The organism is Pseudoxanthobacter soli DSM 19599, from assembly GCF_900148505.1.
In the GTDB taxonomy this organism is placed as follows: Bacteria; Pseudomonadota; Alphaproteobacteria; order Rhizobiales; family Segnochrobactraceae; genus Pseudoxanthobacter; species Pseudoxanthobacter soli.
The window spans coordinates 26505-42227 of record NZ_FRXO01000006.1; the positions used below are offsets into that span (position 1 = coordinate 26505).

At 68.7% G+C, this 15723-nt stretch carries 15 protein-coding genes; 6 read left to right on the plus strand and 9 right to left on the minus strand.

What is annotated here, in order from left to right; genetic code table 11:
- Positions 1-28: 28 nt before the first annotated feature.
- The gene (locus BUF17_RS14980; protein ID WP_073630136.1) at positions 29-1567 is read right to left on the minus strand and encodes an acyl CoA:acetate/3-ketoacid CoA transferase; all 1539 of its coding nucleotides are present in this window, start codon (positions 1565-1567) and stop codon (positions 29-31) included.
- Positions 1568-1768: 201 nt separating this feature from the next.
- Here BUF17_RS14980 and BUF17_RS14985 point away from each other — a divergent pair, with 201 nt between their 5' ends.
- From BUF17_RS14985 to BUF17_RS15000, 4 genes are read left to right on the plus strand one after another with little or no spacing between them, the layout of a single operon-like run.
- Complete coding sequence (locus BUF17_RS14985) at positions 1769-2929, plus strand: acyl-CoA dehydrogenase family protein (protein WP_073630138.1); 1161 nt, start codon at positions 1769-1771, stop codon at positions 2927-2929.
- Positions 2926-3729, plus strand: coding sequence for a 3-ketoacyl-ACP reductase (locus tag BUF17_RS14990; RefSeq protein WP_073630140.1), 804 nt, complete (start codon positions 2926-2928; stop codon positions 3727-3729). The genes BUF17_RS14985 and BUF17_RS14990 overlap by 4 nt, the downstream gene beginning before the upstream one ends.
- A 24-nt stretch (positions 3730-3753) precedes the next feature.
- Entirely contained in the window at positions 3754-4950 is a 1197-nt protein-coding gene (locus tag BUF17_RS14995) for a dihydrodipicolinate synthase family protein (RefSeq protein ID WP_073630142.1), read from the plus strand.
- 32 nt (positions 4951-4982) lie between these two features.
- Positions 4983-5804: a sugar phosphate isomerase/epimerase family protein gene (locus BUF17_RS15000; RefSeq protein ID WP_244530903.1), complete on the plus strand. Its 822-nt coding sequence runs from the start codon at positions 4983-4985 to the stop codon at positions 5802-5804.
- Positions 5805-5830: 26 nt separating this feature from the next.
- On the opposite strand, the gene BUF17_RS15005 is transcribed toward BUF17_RS15000, so the two are convergent.
- The 5 genes from BUF17_RS15005 to BUF17_RS15025 form a co-directional block, all read right to left on the minus strand.
- On the minus strand, positions 5831-6604 hold the full coding sequence (locus tag BUF17_RS15005; protein WP_073630146.1) for an SDR family NAD(P)-dependent oxidoreductase: 774 nt from the start codon (positions 6602-6604) through the stop codon (positions 5831-5833).
- Between the two features lie 280 nt (positions 6605-6884).
- Positions 6885-7322: a PPC domain-containing DNA-binding protein gene (locus tag BUF17_RS15010; protein ID WP_073630148.1), complete on the minus strand. Its 438-nt coding sequence runs from the start codon at positions 7320-7322 to the stop codon at positions 6885-6887.
- A 90-nt stretch (positions 7323-7412) separates the two neighbouring features.
- On the minus strand, positions 7413-8291 hold the full coding sequence (locus tag BUF17_RS15015) for an SDR family NAD(P)-dependent oxidoreductase (RefSeq protein WP_073630150.1): 879 nt from the start codon (positions 8289-8291) through the stop codon (positions 7413-7415).
- An 80-nt stretch (positions 8292-8371) separates the two neighbouring features.
- On the minus strand, positions 8372-8782 hold the full coding sequence (locus tag BUF17_RS15020; RefSeq protein ID WP_073630152.1) for a four-helix bundle copper-binding protein: 411 nt from the start codon (positions 8780-8782) through the stop codon (positions 8372-8374).
- Between the two features lie 154 nt (positions 8783-8936).
- Positions 8937-9152: a hypothetical protein gene (locus BUF17_RS15025; protein WP_073630154.1), complete on the minus strand. Its 216-nt coding sequence runs from the start codon at positions 9150-9152 to the stop codon at positions 8937-8939.
- Between the two features lie 199 nt (positions 9153-9351).
- Here BUF17_RS15025 and yghX point away from each other — a divergent pair, with 199 nt between their 5' ends.
- Positions 9352-10239: a YghX family hydrolase gene (yghX, locus tag BUF17_RS15030; RefSeq protein WP_073630156.1), complete on the plus strand. Its 888-nt coding sequence runs from the start codon at positions 9352-9354 to the stop codon at positions 10237-10239.
- A gap of 30 nt (positions 10240-10269) precedes the next feature.
- Here yghX and BUF17_RS15035 read toward each other — a convergent pair whose 3' ends face one another.
- A complete protein-coding gene (locus BUF17_RS15035; protein WP_175563714.1) occupies positions 10270-11712 on the minus strand; it encodes an SGNH/GDSL hydrolase family protein in 1443 nt (480 codons plus the stop codon).
- Positions 11713-12158: 446 nt separating this feature from the next.
- On the opposite strand from BUF17_RS15035, the gene BUF17_RS15040 reads away from it, so the two are divergent.
- A complete protein-coding gene (locus tag BUF17_RS15040) occupies positions 12159-12878 on the plus strand; it encodes an NAD-dependent deacylase (RefSeq protein WP_073630622.1) in 720 nt (239 codons plus the stop codon).
- Positions 12879-12953: 75 nt separating this feature from the next.
- Here BUF17_RS15040 and BUF17_RS15045 read toward each other — a convergent pair whose 3' ends face one another.
- Both BUF17_RS15045 and BUF17_RS15050 read right to left on the minus strand, forming a co-directional pair.
- Complete coding sequence (locus BUF17_RS15045; RefSeq protein ID WP_073630158.1) at positions 12954-14237, minus strand: NRAMP family divalent metal transporter; 1284 nt, start codon at positions 14235-14237, stop codon at positions 12954-12956.
- Between the two features lie 354 nt (positions 14238-14591).
- Positions 14592-15419, minus strand: a complete 828-nt coding sequence (locus tag BUF17_RS15050) for a manganese catalase family protein (protein WP_073630160.1) — start codon at positions 15417-15419, stop codon at positions 14592-14594.
- Positions 15420-15723: the final 304 nt, after the last annotated feature.

Genomic DNA, 15723 nt, shown 5'->3' on the forward strand with positions numbered 1-15723 from the left:
CTGATCCCGCCGGCCACCATGACGCGGCTCAGACGGCCTTCTTCAGGACATCCGCGTTATCGAGCGCCTGCGGCAGGATCGGCGCGAACTGCATCCGGTCGAGCACGTCGCGGCGAAGGTCGATCCCCGGCGCGACCTCGGCAAGCGCCACGCCCTGAGGCGTGAGGCGGAAGACCGCGCGCTCGGTGACGTAGAGCACCTCCTGTCCGTTCTCGATCGCCTGCCCACCGGAGAAGGTGACGTGGCGGACGCGCTCCACCAGCTTCGGCTGGCTACCCGGGGTGCGGATGACAAGGCGGCCGTCGACCATCTCCACATCGAGGCCGCGCGCCTCGAACGCGCCGCAGAACACCACCTTGCGCGCGGACTGGGTGATGTCGATGAAGCCGCCCGGCCCCACGATGTCGCCGCCGAGCCGCGAAACGTTGACGTTCCCCGCCGCGTCCATCTCGCCCATGCCGAGGAAGGCGACGTCGATGCCGCCGCCGCCGTAGAAATCGAACTGATCCACCGACGAGACGATGGCGTCGGCATCGCGCGCCGTGCCGAACAGCGGGCCGTCCAGCAGTTCGCCGTTGTGGATGCCCTGTTCCACGGTGCACCAGCGCACGGGGCGTCCGGTGGCGCGGGCGATCGCGGGGATGCCGCCGGGAATGCCGAAACCGAAATTGACCGACCGGGCATCACCGATCTCTTCCACCGCGCGCTCGGCGATGATGCGGCGCAGGCCGACCGGCAGCACGGGCGGAGATGAGGCGACGCCCGCCGGCGGCGCGACCTCGCCGGACAAGCGCGGATCGTGGACCCCGAGCGCGGTCTGGCGCTGTTCAGGGGCGAGCAGCACGGCATCGACCAGAACGCCGGGAATGCGCGCGAGACGGATCGGCGTCGTGCGTTCGTCGCGGCGGGCACGTGCCTGAGCGATGACGATACCGCCGCTGTTGTGGGCGGCGAGCGCGACCGCATAGACGTCGAGATCGGCGGCTTCTTCCGCCAGCGACAGCGAGCCGCGCGCATCGACCGTCGAGCCGCGGATGATGCCAACATCGATCTTCAGCGGCTTGTAGCGGAGATAATCCCGGCCATCGAGGCGGATGCGCTCGACCAGCGCCTCCTGTGCCGCCTCGTTGCACCGGCCGCCATCTAGCAGCGGATCGACGAAGGTGCCGAGGCCGGTGCGGGTGATCACGCCCGGCCGGCCGGCGCCGCTCTCGCGGAACAGCGTGGAGATGATGCCCGCCGGCAGGCTGTAGGCCTCGATCAGGTTTTCGCGGGCGAGTTTCTGCATGGCCGGCGACCAGCTCCAGTGCCCGCCGATCACCCGCTTCACCATGCCCGCGTGGGCGAGCCGCGTCAGACCGCTCTCGCGGCCGTCACCGATGCCGAGGGCGTGGACCACCGTGAGATCGCGGGGGTGGCCGGTTTCGAGGAAGCTCGTCTCCAGCGCGGCCAGCACCGCGTCCGGTTCGATCAGTCCGCCGCCCGATCCGGCAATGGCGAGCGTGGCCCCGTCGGGCACCAGCGCGGCCACGTCGCGCCAGCCGGCGGGGAAAATCGGTCGGTCCATGGGTTCCTCCTGAGGCGCCTCTCGAGTGGCCGCTCGTCTGTGGTTCGTTGGAAGCCGTCCGTCTTCCGGCCGCGAAAACCGATTGCAGCAAGGCCGCTTGACCTCTCTGCCGGACGGCATTACCAACTAAATAGTTAGTTTATGACCGCGTGTCGATAGGGCGCCGAACGCCCACTGCGCGGCGCCCGGAGGAGACCGATCATGCTTCCCATTCCAAGGCTGGATGCGGAGACCTACGCCGAGATCCAGACACTGGCGCGGCGCTTCGCCGACGGCTCGATCCGGCCGCTGGCGGAAGAGCTCGACCGCACCGAATCCTTCCCGGCCGCGCTCTATCGCGAGATGGGCGGCATCGGCCTGTTCGGCGTCACCGTGCCGGACACGCTCGGCGGCGCCGGGCTAGACACCTACGCCTACGCCATCGTGATGGAAGAGCTTTCGCGCGGCTATGCCTCGGTCGCCGACCAGTGCGGGCTGATTGAGCTCGCCGGCACGCTGCTGTCGCGCTACGGCACGCCCGAGCAGCAGGCGCGGCATCTGCCGTCCCTGATCCGGGCCGAGCGCTTCGCCGCCTACTGCATCACAGAGGCCGAGGCCGGCTCCGACGTCTCCGGCATCCGCACCACGGCAACCCCTGACGGCGACGGCTGGCGGCTCAACGGCGGCAAGCTCTGGATCCACAACGCGCCGGTGGCCGATATCGGCTTCGTGCTGGCGCGGACCGATCCCGCCGCCGGCCGGCGCGGCATGAGCATCTTCATCGTCGACCTCAACGCCCCGGGTGTCACGCGCGGCCCGAAGGAACACAAGATGGGCCAGCGGGCCTCGCAGGTCGGCGGGCTCACCTTCGACGACGTGCGCCTCGGCCCTGACGCACTCCTGGGCGAGGCCGGGCGCGGCTTCCACATCATGATGAGCGTGCTCGAGAAGGGCCGGGTCGGCATTGCGGCGCTCGCGGTCGGCATTGCCCGGGCGGGGCTGGAGGCGGCGCTCGAATATGCTCAGACCCGCCGCCAGTTCGGCGCCCCCATCTCGGAGAACCAGGGCATCCAGTGGATGCTGGCCGACATGGCGAAGGACGTGACCGCCGCCCGCGCGCTGGTCCATCAGGCCGCGGTGCGCCTCGACAACGGCGAGCCGGCGGGCGCCGCCTGCTCCATGGCCAAGTGCTTCGCCGGCGACATCGCGGTGCGCCGCACCGCCGACGCGGTGCAGATCTTCGGCGGCAGCGGCTATATCCGCGGCGTCGAGGTGGAGCGGCTCTATCGCGACGCCAAGATCACCCAGATCTACGAAGGCACCAACCAGATCCAGCGCACCATCATCGCCCGCGATCTCCTGAAGAACGGGGTCGCGGCATGACCGGCCGCGATTCAACGCCGGCCGGCGGCGCGACGCGGCCCGCGGCACTCATCACGGGTGCGGCGGGCGGCATCGGCCGCGCCGTCGCGCTCGCCCTTGCCGAGGCCGGCTTCGCGCTCGCGCTGAACGGCCTCGATGGCGACGATGGCCTGGACGACGCCGTCGCAGCCGTCGCCGAAACCGGCGTCCCGGCGATTGCCGTGCGCGGCGACATCGCCGCGATCGGCGGCCATGAACGGTTGCTCGATGCGGCGGAGCTGGCCGTCGGCCCGCTCACCACCCTCGTCAACAATGCCGGGGTCTCGGTGCTGAGCCGTGGCGATCTGCTCGCGGTCACGCCGGAAAGCTTCGATCGCTGCCACGCCATCAACACCCGCGGCACGTTCTTCCTGACGCAGGCCTTCGCCCGGCGGCTCGTCGCCCGCCCGCGTCCCGCCGCGCTGCACCACGCCATCGTGACCGTCTCGTCGTCGAACGCCCGGGCCGTTTCGGTCGCCCGCGGCGAATATTGCGTCTCCAAGGCCGGCCTCGCGATGGCCTCGCAGCTGTTCGCCGTGCGGCTCGCGCCGGAAGGCATCGGCGCCTACGACGTGCAGCCCGGCATCATCGACACGCCGATGACCGCGGTGGTGCGGGACGACTACACCCGGCGCATCGCCGAGGGGCTGACGCCGGCGCCGCGCATGGGCCAGCCGGAAGACATCGCGGAGATCGTCGTCGCGCTCGCGACCGGGCGGCTCGCCTTCGCCACCGGCCAGACGATCCAGGCCGACGGCGGCCTCACAATCCCCCGCTTCTGACGCGTTCCGCCGAAAGGCTTGATCATGACGCTCCTCGACGCCACCCTCTCGACATCGGTCCTCAGCCTGCCCCAGGCCGACGGCTCGCTCGCCCCCTACCGCTTGAGCGGCAAGGCGCTGCCGTTCGAGGCGCCCGCGGCGCCCTTCACCCGCGTGGTGTTTTCCGCGGCCCACGTCGTCGCCGACCCGCTGGCGACGGTGGAGCCGGCGAAGGCCGTCGCCATCGACTGGGAGGCGACCCTCGCCTATCGCCGTCATCTCGCCAGGCTCGGGCTCGGCATCGCCGAGGCGATGGATACCGCCCAGCGCGGCATGGGGCTGCCATGGCCGGCGGCGCTGGAACTGATCGGCCGCAGCGTCGCCGAACTGCGCGGTGTCCCCGGCGCCTCCGTCTTCTCCGGCGTCGGCACCGACCATGTCGACCCCGCCGACATCCGCGACATCGACGGTGTCGTCGCGGCCTATCTCCACCAACTCGAAGCAGTGCAGAAGCTCGGTGGCCGGGTGATCCTGATGGCGAGCCGCGCGCTCGCCCGCATTGCCAGCGGCGCCGGCGACTACGAGACGGTCTATCGCCGCGTGCTCGCAGCCGCGGATGCGCCGGTCATCCTGCACTGGCTCGGCGAGGCGTTCGACCCGGCGCTCGCCGGCTACTGGGGTGCGGCGACGTTCGAGGACGCGCTCGAAACCGTCGTCGGCATCATCGGCGCCTCGGTCGCAAAGGTCGACGGCATCAAGATCTCGCTGCTTGATGATCAGGCCGAGATCGCCCTGCGCCGCCGCCTGCCGGACGGCGTGAAGATGTATACCGGCGACGATTTCAACTATCCCGCCCTCATCAAGGGCGACGAGCGGGGCCACAGCCATGCGCTGCTCGGCATCTTCGATGCCATCGCGCCGGCGGCGTCGCTGGCGCTTTCGGCGCTCGCCCGCGGCGACGAGGCCGGCTATGACCGCCTGATGGCGCCGACCGTACCGCTGTCGCGCTGCATCTTCCGCGCGCCCACCTACGCCTACAAGACCGGCATCGTGTTCCTCGCCTGGCTCAACGGCTTCCAATCGCATTTCACCATGCTCGGGGGTGCGCAGGCGCAACGCTCCATCGGCTACTTCGCCGAGGTGTTCCGTCTCGCCGATGGCGCCGGCCTCTTGCGCGATCCCGATCTTGCGGCGACGCGCATGCGCGCTTTGCTCGCTCTCCACGGCGTGGATGCGCGGTGATGCGCGCTCTATCCGACCCTCGTGAGCGCGCAATGAACACCGCGACGCTCGGCTTCCGCGCCCCCATCCGCGACAGCATCGAGGCAATCGCCCGCGCCGGCTTCGGCGCCATCGCCCCCTGGCGGCGGGAACTCGCCGGCGAGGACGTGACGGCGGTCGCCCGCGCCATCCGCGATGCCGGCCTCGGCGTCTCCGGCTATTGCCGCAGCACCGACATCCCGGCGGCGACGCCGGACGCCTTCCGCGCCGGGCTCGACCTCAACCGGTGGGCGATCGACGAAGCGGCGACCCTCGGCGCGGCCTGCTTCGTGATGGTGGTGGGCGGCATGCCGGAGGGCAGCCGGGATCTTCCGGGCGCGCGGGAGCAGGTGCGTGAGGGGATTGCCGTCCTCGCCGAACACGCCCGGGGCGCGGGCGTGCGACTTGCTCTCGAACCCTTGCATCCGATGTATGCCGCCGACCGCGCCTGCCTGAACACCCTGGAACAGGCGCTCGACCTCTGCACGGCGCTGGAGCCCGCGCACGACGGCGCGCCGACACTCGGCGTGGCGGTCGACGTCTACCATGTGTGGTGGGATCCGAACCTCTTCCGCGACATCGCCCGGGCCGGCGCGGACCGCCGGCTGCTCGCCTTCCATGTCTGCGACTGGCGGCGGGAGACCCGCGACATGCTGAACGACCGCGGCATGATGGGCGACGGGGTGATCGACATCCCCGCGATCCGCGCCGCGGTGGAGGGGGCGGGCTACGACGGCGCGGTGGAGGTCGAGATCTTCTCCGCCGCCGACTGGTGGCTCCGCCCGGTGGAGGAAACCCTCGCGGTGTGCGCCGAACGGTTCGCGACCGTGGTGTGACCGCGGCCGCGCCGTCTTCTCATGCGCTACCAGACGGTATAGCCCGCATCCGCCATCATCAGGTGGCCGGTCACGGCGCTGGCGGCATCGCTGGCGAGGAACAGCACGGCGGCCGCGATCTCGTCCGGCTGGATGAAATCCCCGCGCGGCACCATCGACATCCACGCCTCGACCATTCCCGGATCGCTGCGGGTTGCGGCGAGCGGCATGTCGGTGGCGACATAGCCAGGCGCGATGGCGTTCACCCGGACGCCGGAGCGCGCCCATTCCGCCGCGAGCACCCGCGACACCTGGGCGACCGCCGCCTTGGAGGCGGAATAGGCGATGTGATGCTGCGGCCTGATATCGACGACGCCGGCGATCGAGGCCAGATTGACAATGGCGCCCCGCCCGCGTTCGACCATGGCGCGGCCGAACTCGCGGCAGCAGAAGAACAGCCCGTCGAGATTGACGGCCATCTGCCGGCGCCAGATCTCGTCGGTGGTGTCGAGCGCGGTGGCATTGAGGCAGATGCCGGCATTGTTGACGAGGATGTCGACCGCGCCGTGCTGGGCGAGCACGCCCGCCGCGGCGGCCCGCACCACGACGGGATCCGCCACGTCGAGCGGCACGAAGACAGCCCTGCCGCCGCTGCCGGCGATCTCGGCGGTGGCGGCCGCGCCCGTCTCCGTGTCCAGTTCGGCGATCAGGACCGTGGCGCCCGCCTCGGCGAACGCCTTGGCGATGGCAAGGCCGATGCCCCTGCCGCCGCCGGTGACGAGGGCCGTGCGGCCGTCCAGCCGAAACCTGTCGATGATCATGATGCGTCTCCTCCCAGAGCGCTTTCCGATCTGATGGACTCATCAGATCGAAATCGCTCCAGATTCAAAATCTTGAGCATATCCTTGTCGTTCAGATCGGTTCGATCTGAACGGGATATGCTCTCGGCCCGACGGTCGTTCGATGCCGTCCATCGCCCGAGGGTGGGGAGACGCTGCGACGCCCGCAACGGCGAAGTCATTCGTTTCGAATATCTCGCCGTTTCGGATATCCGGCGGAACGCCGGCCCGGGGCCGACACCGGCGATGCCGGCTGCCGGGTTCAAGGGCGGATCAGCGCGAGGCCGCTTGCCGGGTCGAGCTGCTTGTGGAGATGGGCCGGCGTCTCGGTCAGAATCACCTCCAGCGTGGGGCGAACGTGAGCCTCCGCGAGGTGACCCGCCAATGCTGAGCCGCTGCGGCGGCCGAGCACCACATGGGCATGGAGCGCCGGACGGCCCTCCGGATCGATCGCGACGTCGCCGGTGAAGGCGGCCACTTCGACCTGTTCCTCCACCGGGATGCCGAGATAGGCTTTCCGCTCCCAGTCGAAATAGCTGATCACGGCGCGGCTGAACGCACCGATCGCGGTGAAGTGCGCGGCGGTGAGGCGCTCGGCCTCGGCGAACGACTGAAGCGTGGCCATGGCCTCTTCGCCGGTCTCCAGAATGACGGCGAAGGTCCTCAGCCCGCCGTTCTCGGCCAACAGCTTCGTCTTCATGGCATCTCCCTCCCGATCATCGCTGCGGAACGGGGAGAAGCCGGCACCTCGCGGGCGCCGCCCCGTCGCGCCGCGATCCCGCTGTCGCGGTCAGTTCAGCCGGTTCGCCGGCTGCTTGTTCTTCAGCCCGTCGTGGCCATGCGCCAGTTCGAGTGTCGGCTGCGGCTGGATCTTGAATTCGGCCGGCACAAGCTTGCCGGGCCCGCCCTTGGCGATGGTCGTGCCGCCGTCGGCGAACCACAGCGCGCCGGTGACGAAGCTCGCCTCGTCCGAGGCGAGAAAGGCATAGACGTTCGCCATTTCCTCCGGCGTGCCCCGGCGGCCGAGCACGGTGCCGGCAAGGGTGGTCTCTTCCATCATCTCGTTCATCGGCCCGGTTTCCTTGTGGGTCCAGGCGGTATCGATGGGGCCTGGGCAGACGCAGTTCGCCCGCACGCCGTACTTGCCCTGCTCGTAGGCGACGCCGCGCATGAAGGCATGGACGAACGCCTTGGTGCCGCCATAGGGCGCGTTGTTCGGCTCGCCCATCTCGCCGGCCTCGGAACCGGCAGAGAGCACGACCCCGCGCGTCTTCTGCAGGTGGGGCAGGGCGAACTTCGTCATCAGGAACACCGAGCGCACGTTGTTGAGAATGGTGAGATCGAAATTTTCGACGGAATAGTCCTGGCACTCGGCGACTTCGAGAAACACGCCGGCATTGTTGATCAGGATATCGAGGCGGCCGAACCGGTCGACCGCCTGCTCGATGCAGGCGCGGGCGGATTGTTCCTCGGCGAGATTGCCGAGGAACGAGTCGGCGTCGCAGCCCTTCGCGGCCAGCGTGCGCGCGACCTGATCGACCGGATCGTCCGGCAGGCCGGCCAGCAGAAGCCGGGCGCCCTCGGCGGCGAACTTGTGGGCGATGGCTTCGCCGATTCCCGTTCCGGCACCGGTCACGACGGCGACCTTTCCTTCGAGTCTGCCTGGCATCGGATCTCTCCTCCATTGGAGCGGATGTTGACGGGGCGGCCCGCAACCCTTCGCTTCGGGTCAGTGGCCGCCGCTTCCGGTCACTGCAGGCCCGGCAGCCGCTCCATCGCCTCCTCGCAGCTTCGCAGGCACGCACGGCAGGCTTCGGCGCAGATGCGGCAGTGCTCGTGCATCCCGGCGTGGCGTTCGCATTCCTCCGCGCAGGAGCGGCAGATTTCGGCGCAGGCCTGCAGCGCGAGATGCAGCACGCGCGCATCCGCCCCGGCATGCCGGCTGGCGATGCGGCCGGTCGCCGTGCAGATGTCGGCGCAGTCGAGATCGAGGCTGATGCAGCGGCGCAGGTCGGCCACCATGTCCTCGGCGAGGCACGCATCGGCGCACTGGATGCAGGTCGCGGCGCAATCGGCGCATTGCTCGATGCAGTTCACGATCGCGTCGCTGGGCCGGCCCTGAACGGACGGGTGGGACATGAGCATGGACTGGGTGTCCATGGCGGATCTCCTTTGCGTGAAGTGGATCGGCTCGTCTCCGAACGCCGGTTCCGTTCCACTGTTCCGGAGAGAACGCCGCGAAGCGGCAGGCGGCCGGCATCGGCCGCGCTGGGTCCGTATCCGACGGAACGGGCCGACACCAAAGCGCTCCCGCTCAGGCCTCGTCGTCCGCGGCAGGTTCGAGCAGGGCGATCAGGGCGAGAACCCGGCCGGATGCCATGGCCCGGCCCTCGTTGATCATGGCCTCGTCCGCGTTCGCCCAGGTCCAGGCCTCGGCGAGTTCCTCGGGTGTGGCTCCGATGCGGATGATCTCGGCGATCAGGTCTTCGTCGACCGGGCCGAGGATGGCGGTGATCTCTCCCGCTTTCATGGCGCACCTCCCTGCGGTCGCTGACAACGCACCCGGCCGGGTAGACCAGCCTGCGCATTCAACGGCCTGCCGATCGTCGAGTTCCCTGCCGGGGCACGCTATCGCCGCTTGCGAAATCGTGAGGCAGGGGACGGCCCGGCCTGGCCTATGCTCGAACGCGGCTGGCGGGTGGAGCACCGAAGCGAGGGAGACGACGGCCATGACCCGTCTGACGGCGAAGGATTTTCCGCCTGAGCTCATCGAACTCTACGACTATTACGCCCATGGCAGGATTACGAAGCGGGAGTTTCTGGACCGTGCGGCCGCGTTTGCGGTCGGCGGGCTGACCGCGGGTGCGATCCTCGCCTCTATGAGCCCGAACTACGCGCTTGCCGCGCAGGTGGAAGCGAGCGATCCCGGCATCGTCGCCGACGACATCACCTATTCCTCGCCGGAGGGAAATGGCGAGGTGCGCGCCTATCTCGTCCGGCCGGCGGGCGTGACCGGGCCGGTACCCGGCGTGGTGGTCGTGCACGAGAATCGCGGCCTCAATCCCTATATCGAGGATGTCGCCCGCCGCGTGGCGAAGGCGGGCATGGTGGCGCTCGCGCCGGACGGGCTGACCTCGGTCGGCGGCTATCCGGGCAACGACGACAAGGGCCGCGAACTCCAGCAGACGGTCGATCCGGTCAAGCTGATGAACGACTTCCTGGCGGCGGTCGACTACCTGATGGCGCGCGACGACATGGTGACCAAGGTCGGCATCACCGGCTTCTGCTATGGGGGCGGGGTCGCCAACGCGGCGGCTGTCGCCTTTCCGCAGCTCGGCGCCGCCGTGCCGTTCTACGGCCGGCAGCCGAAGGCGGACGACGTCGCCCGCATCGAGGCGCCGCTGCTGCTGCACTACGCGGAGAACGACCCCAACATCAACCAGGGCTGGCCGGCCTACGAAGCGGCCCTGAAGGGCGCGGGCAAGACCTACGAGGCGTTCATCTATCCGGGCGTGAACCACGGCTTCCACAACGACACCACACCGCGCTACGACGAGGCCGCCGCCATCCTCGCGTGGGATCGGACCATGGCGTGGTTCAGGCAGCATCTGGCCTGAGGCCGCCGCGATGGGCGCGGGGACGCCGCGTCATTCGCCGTCGGAGCGCACCACGTTGCTCTGCCCGCCGCCCTCGAAGGGCGCGAGCGGGATGGCGTCGGCCACGGCCGCCTGGCCGTCGCCGTTCAGGTGGAGGTGGTCCCCGACGTCATAGACCGGATTGAGCCGGGTCGGATCGGACGGATCGGCGACGATGCGCGCGGTGTCGATCACGCTGTCGATGCGCGGATCGGAGCGGATCCAGGCGTTGACGTCCTGACGCACCTTCTCCTTGGCGGGCGAGCCGTAGCCCGGATAGGCCGCGTTCAGGAACGGCGTGATGGTCATGAAGTGGACCTTGATGTTGTTCTCGTGGGCCCGCGCGATGATCTGCTCGTAATAGGAGATCAACTCGGCCGCCGTCATGTCCCCGTCCTGCGAACCGCCGAGGTCGTTGATGCCCTCGAACACGATCAGGTGGCGGACGCCGGACTGGCCGAGCACATCGCGGTCGAAGCGCGACAGCGCGGGCGGGCCGCTCGCCGGGAAGATGGCACCGCCGTCGCTGGCGATGCGGTTGCCGGCGATGCCCTGATTGAGCACCCCGGTCGGGATGCCCGCTGCCTCGAGGCGCCGCGCCAGCAGGAAAGGCCAGCGGCCATCGCCGCCGTCGGTGAGGGAATCGCCGAGCACGGCGATGGACTGATGCGTCGAGCCGCCGGCGACGTCGACGCCGCTGATGAAGAACACCCAGGGCCGCGTCTCGACGTCGGCGATCTCCGTCATGCCGATGGCGTTGCCGGGGACGACGACACTCGGCTTGGTGGTGGGGCTGTGGCGGCTGGGAACCGGCGGCAGCTTGCCGGGCAGATAGAGCGAGATCGCGACCGGCGCATCCGCGCCGAGCGTCATCGCCACGGGATCGCTGAGGATGCTCGCCCCCGGCGGAATGGTGACGCTGGGGGAGCCGCCGAACGTGATCCGCCGCAGCGATCCGGGTGCGAGCTTCATCGGGTTCGCGCCCGGCGCGACGCTGGCGCCACCGATCTCGAGGGGAACCGTGCCGTAATAGTTGGTGAGACGGACGCGCAGGACATTGCCGCCCGCGGTCAGCGTGACGATGGAGCGGACCGTCGAGTCCTCCGGCAGGGCCTCGTGCTCGCCGATCAGGAGGGTCTTGAGCTTTTCGAGACGGCCCTTTTCGACGACCGGCTGGGGCGGCACCGGGGGGGCCGACCACGCACCGAACCACTCCATGGCGTGCACGACGGGGCCGGACGCGACATCGCGCGCATTCGAGGCGACGCGGACGAGACCGTCTTCGGCGAGCACGGGCGCGGCGACGCAGCTCGCCAGCGCCAGGATCAGCGCCGCGCCGGGAAGCGCCGTCCGTGCCGATCGGAGGAGGGGCCCCGGTCGGAGGAGAGACACCCGTCGGAAGGGGGACACCCCTTGGAAGGAGGACTTGGCGGCGCCGGCGAATGGAGTGCTCATGAAACGGCCTTCTGCTTTGCGCCCGCCGGGGTGCGGGATCCGGCGGTCCGCGCGGCCGGCCGGTTCAGCGCCATGGCGGACATCGCCACAAGCCCGGCCCAGCTGCCGATGAAGAGGAAGATCGCTGTCATCATCGTAGAAGCGTCCTGCGGGCTTCCGGTTCCCGGGGGGAACAGGCGCAAAGGTTGGTCCGTCGTCTTCTCCCGGCGCGGCGGAGAGGAGCGGGAGAAGCTCGTCTCCGACCGGGGCCGTGCCGACGGCGGCGGCAGCGGCCACGGCTTGCATCGTGGCTTCTACATAGCGTGGGAAAAATTCCCACGTCAAGAATTTTCGATGGGGAGAGCGGGATGACGGCGCGGACGAACGCCGGGCGGCGGGTGGAACGGCGCGGGCGGGCGTGGTTCATTGGGCGCGGACCGGACCTCGCCGCGAAAGGGCACGACGCGATGAAACTGTTCGTTCTGACGGGCGCCGGCTGCTCGGCCGAAAGCGGGCTCGGCACCTTCCGCGACAAGGAAGGCGCATGGGCGCGGTTCGACCCGATGAAGCTCGCGACGCCGGAGGGGTTCGCAGACGATCCCGATCTGGTGCACGCGTTCTACAATGCCCGCCGCGGCAACCTGCTGACGGCCATGCCGAACGAGGCGCACAGGGCACTGGCGCGGCTGGAGGCCGAGCTCGCGGCCCGCGGCGGCGCGCTGTTTCTCTGCACCCAGAACATCGACGACCTCCACGAGCGCGCGGGGTCGCGGAGCGTCGCCCACATGCATGGCGAGCTGCGCAAGGCGCGCTGCCTCGCCTGCGGCGCGGTGACGGCGTGGGACGACGATCTCGGCCGGAACGACACATGCCCCGCCTGCGGGGAGACCGGCGGCCTGCGCCCGCACATCGTCTGGTTCGGCGAGATGCCGCTCTACATGGCCGAAATCCAGGACGCGCTCGAGGAGGCGGACCTGTTCGTCGCCATCGGAACGTCGGGCTCGGTCTATCCGGCGGCGGGCTTCGTGGGGCAGGCGCGCCACATGGGCATCCGCACCTGCGAGATCAACCTGGAGCCCTCGGACAATGCCGGCCTGTTCGACGAGCGCTATTACGGCGCCGCGACCGAGGCGGTTCCGGCCTGGGTCGAGCGCGTGCTCACGGGTCCGGACGCCCTCGTGCGATAGAGCGTTCCGATCCGCTGGAAACGGCGGGGACCGCTCCCCGCCATTGCCTTTACGCCGGATTCAGGCGGATGCCGTTCAGGACTGGAACAGGCCGGCGATGCCGGAATAGACGCCGAGCGCGCACATCACGCCCGTCACGCTCCAGACGACGACCGCATAGCGTCCCTTCAGGCGATAGGGCTCCGGCAGCGCGCGCTGCGACAGCAGCACGAGGAAGCCGAGCACCACCGGCAGCAGCAGCGCATTCAGCACCTGGACGAAGATGTTGACGTCGATCAGGTTGGCGCCGGACAGCACGACCGAGACGCCGATCACCAGCACCACGGCATAGACCACGTAGAACCAGGGCGCCTGCTTCACCCCGTCGCCGAGGCTGCGGCGGTAGCCGGTGATCTCGCCCATGCCCCACGCGGCGGTCAGGCTGACGACGATGGCGGCGACCAGCGACGCCCCGACGATACCGAGCGAGAACAGGATGCGCCCGGCATCGTAGCCGAGATGGGGCGTGATGGCGTCGCTGATCTGCTCGACGGTGTTGAGGTCGACGCCACCCTCCTGGTTCGCCCAGAGCGTGGCCGCGGTGGTGACCAGCATCGCGATCATCACGAGCTGGGTGATGACGGAGCCCACCGCGGTATCGATGCGGGAGTGGCGCAGATGTTCGACCGTGAGACCTTTGTCCACCACCGCCGACTGCTGGTAGAAGATCATCCAGGGCATGACGACCGCGCCGATATTGGCGGCGACCAGGAAAAGATAGTTGGAATCCGACACGGGGAAGTTCTTCAGCCCCGCCATCACCTGGCTCGGATCCGGGCTCGACATGAACATGGTGACGAGGAACACGAGCTCGAACAGCCCGACGCCGATGGCGATGCGCTCCACGCGGAGATAGGACCCCGTCAGCACCATGATGACGAGAAACAGCGTGACGGCCCCGGTCGAGGCCCACATCGGGATGCCCCACATCAACCCGACCCCGGCGATGCCGCTCATCTCGCAGACGATGGCGCCGGCGCACGCGACGACCAGCGTCGAGACCGACAGCCACGCCCAGCCGCGGCCGAAATGGGATTCGATGAGTTCGCCGTGGCCCTTGCCGGTGACGACGCCGAGCCGGATCGTCAGCTCCTGCACCATGAAGACGATCGGAATCAGGATAACCTGCGCCGACAGCAGCGTGTAGCCCCACTGCGCGCCGCTCTGCGCCGCCGTGATCAGGCTGCCGGCGTCGGTGTCGGCGAGCATGACCACGAGGCCCGGTCCCATGATGGCGAGATAGGCCATCAGGGCGGACCGGCGGGTCAGACGCACGGAGGCCGTTCCGCCGGAGGAAGGCGAATAATCATTGCTGGACATACATTAATCTCTGTAAAAGAGCCCCATCTCTTCAATTCAGGATGATTGGGCGCGATTAAAAAGACTGTCAATCAGAATATATTGTAATTACTTTAAATACAAAGTCGGGGCGATGTCATCGAAACTGTCAAGACGGCGTGCGGAAAGATAAGCCGGCGCGCCCAGAACTAAACGCATAGAACCGACAGGCTCACGAATGAAGAGGCCGCCAAGCCAGATTGCGGCTGATGATCTTCCGACGGGACTTAAAAAAAGAGGCCCGGGCCGGAGCCCGGGCCTCGACGCTTTACGTTCCACGCGGATCCTGCCGGTTCCGTCAGTTCCTGACGATCTGGTCAGCCCTTCGCGATCTCGTCAGCCCTTGGCGATCTGGTCGGACTGGGCGCCGCTGTCCGGCCGGGGCGGCGCGAGGTCGGGCTTGCCGCCGAGGGGCTTCGAGACCTCGCTCGTGAACTCCGCGCGGCCGTCGATGGTGGAGCCCGACGACCAGCGGCCCTCAGGGATCGATCCATCGGCCATGTGGCCGAGATAGACATAGGAGAACTCGCCGTTCTCCTTCTCCTGCGGAAAACTGTCCGGGATCGGCAGCGCCGCCGAACCGCCGAGTTCCTCGATGGCCGCAAGCCATTGCTGCTGGTGCATGGTATCGCGAGCGATCAGGAACGACAGCATGTCCTTCATGCCGGGATCGTCCGTCATGTTGTAGAGCCGCACCGCAAGAACGCGGCCGGACGCTTCCGCCGTGACGTTGGCATACATGTCGGCGGCGATGTTGCCCGACGCATAGACATGAGAGGCGTTGAACGGCACGCCGTTCGCATCGGCGGGAAGCGCTGCGAGGCCGGTCGACAGCAGGTGGCGGAAGTCCATGCCGTTCAGCACGGCGCCGCCCATGGGATCGGCGGCGACCTCCTCCTGCAGGGACAGCGGCGCGGTCTCCAGATTGAGCGCGACGGCCGTGGCCAGCATTTCGATGTGGCCGAGCTCTTCCGTCGCGGTATTCAGCAGCATGTCGCGGTATTTTGCCGGCCCGCGCGCGCCGAATGCCTGAAACATGTATTGCATGGCGACGCGAATTTCACCCTCGACGCCACCGATCGCCTGTTGCAGGGCCCGGGCAAAGACGGCGTTCGGCTTGTCGACGCGGACCGGATATTGCAGTTTTCCGTCGGTGTAGAACATCAAAACCTCCCATGCGGCAGACGCCGGCCGACGTGTCGCGACGGACGTGCCGTTGTGATGGTCAGAACCGTCTGCTGACGGCGGATCGGGGACCCGACCGACGAACGGGCGCTTTGCTGCGATTGTTCCGCGACGGTCCGAATGCTGCCTTCAACGGGCGGTAGTCTCGGGACGAGATCAGGCGCGGCCGTTGCGCGCTCACCCCGTCGCCGGAGCGAGGACGAATTCGGTCGACGGAAGACGAACGGGGAACCTGGGATGCCCCGCCTTGTTGGTAGGGCGCAGCATCCTCAGCCGCATGAAC

Coding starts and splice junctions, on each gene's coding strand:
- yghX (WP_073630156.1), top strand. CDS start 9,352: ATGACCCGTCTGACGGCGAAGGATTTTCCGCCTGAGCTCATCGAACTC.
- BUF17_RS15025 (WP_073630154.1), bottom strand. CDS start 9,152: ATGAAAGCGGGAGAGATCACCGCCATCCTCGGCCCGGTCGACGAAGAC.
- BUF17_RS15005 (WP_073630146.1), bottom strand. CDS start 6,604: ATGATCATCGACAGGTTTCGGCTGGACGGCCGCACGGCCCTCGTCACC.
- BUF17_RS15015 (WP_073630150.1), bottom strand. CDS start 8,291: ATGCCAGGCAGACTCGAAGGAAAGGTCGCCGTCGTGACCGGTGCCGGA.
- BUF17_RS15035 (WP_175563714.1), bottom strand. CDS start 11,712: ATGAGCACTCCATTCGCCGGCGCCGCCAAGTCCTCCTTCCAAGGGGTG.
- BUF17_RS15020 (WP_073630152.1), bottom strand. CDS start 8,782: ATGGACACCCAGTCCATGCTCATGTCCCACCCGTCCGTTCAGGGCCGG.
- BUF17_RS14990 (WP_073630140.1), top strand. CDS start 2,926: ATGACCGGCCGCGATTCAACGCCGGCCGGCGGCGCGACGCGGCCCGCG.
- BUF17_RS14995 (WP_073630142.1), top strand. CDS start 3,754: ATGACGCTCCTCGACGCCACCCTCTCGACATCGGTCCTCAGCCTGCCC.
- BUF17_RS14985 (WP_073630138.1), top strand. CDS start 1,769: ATGCTTCCCATTCCAAGGCTGGATGCGGAGACCTACGCCGAGATCCAG.
- BUF17_RS15040 (WP_073630622.1), top strand. CDS start 12,159: ATGAAACTGTTCGTTCTGACGGGCGCCGGCTGCTCGGCCGAAAGCGGG.
- BUF17_RS15050 (WP_073630160.1), bottom strand. CDS start 15,419: ATGTTCTACACCGACGGAAAACTGCAATATCCGGTCCGCGTCGACAAG.
- BUF17_RS15045 (WP_073630158.1), bottom strand. CDS start 14,237: ATGTCCAGCAATGATTATTCGCCTTCCTCCGGCGGAACGGCCTCCGTG.
- BUF17_RS15000 (WP_244530903.1), top strand. CDS start 4,983: ATGAACACCGCGACGCTCGGCTTCCGCGCCCCCATCCGCGACAGCATC.
- BUF17_RS14980 (WP_073630136.1), bottom strand. CDS start 1,567: ATGGACCGACCGATTTTCCCCGCCGGCTGGCGCGACGTGGCCGCGCTG.
- BUF17_RS15010 (WP_073630148.1), bottom strand. CDS start 7,322: ATGAAGACGAAGCTGTTGGCCGAGAACGGCGGGCTGAGGACCTTCGCC.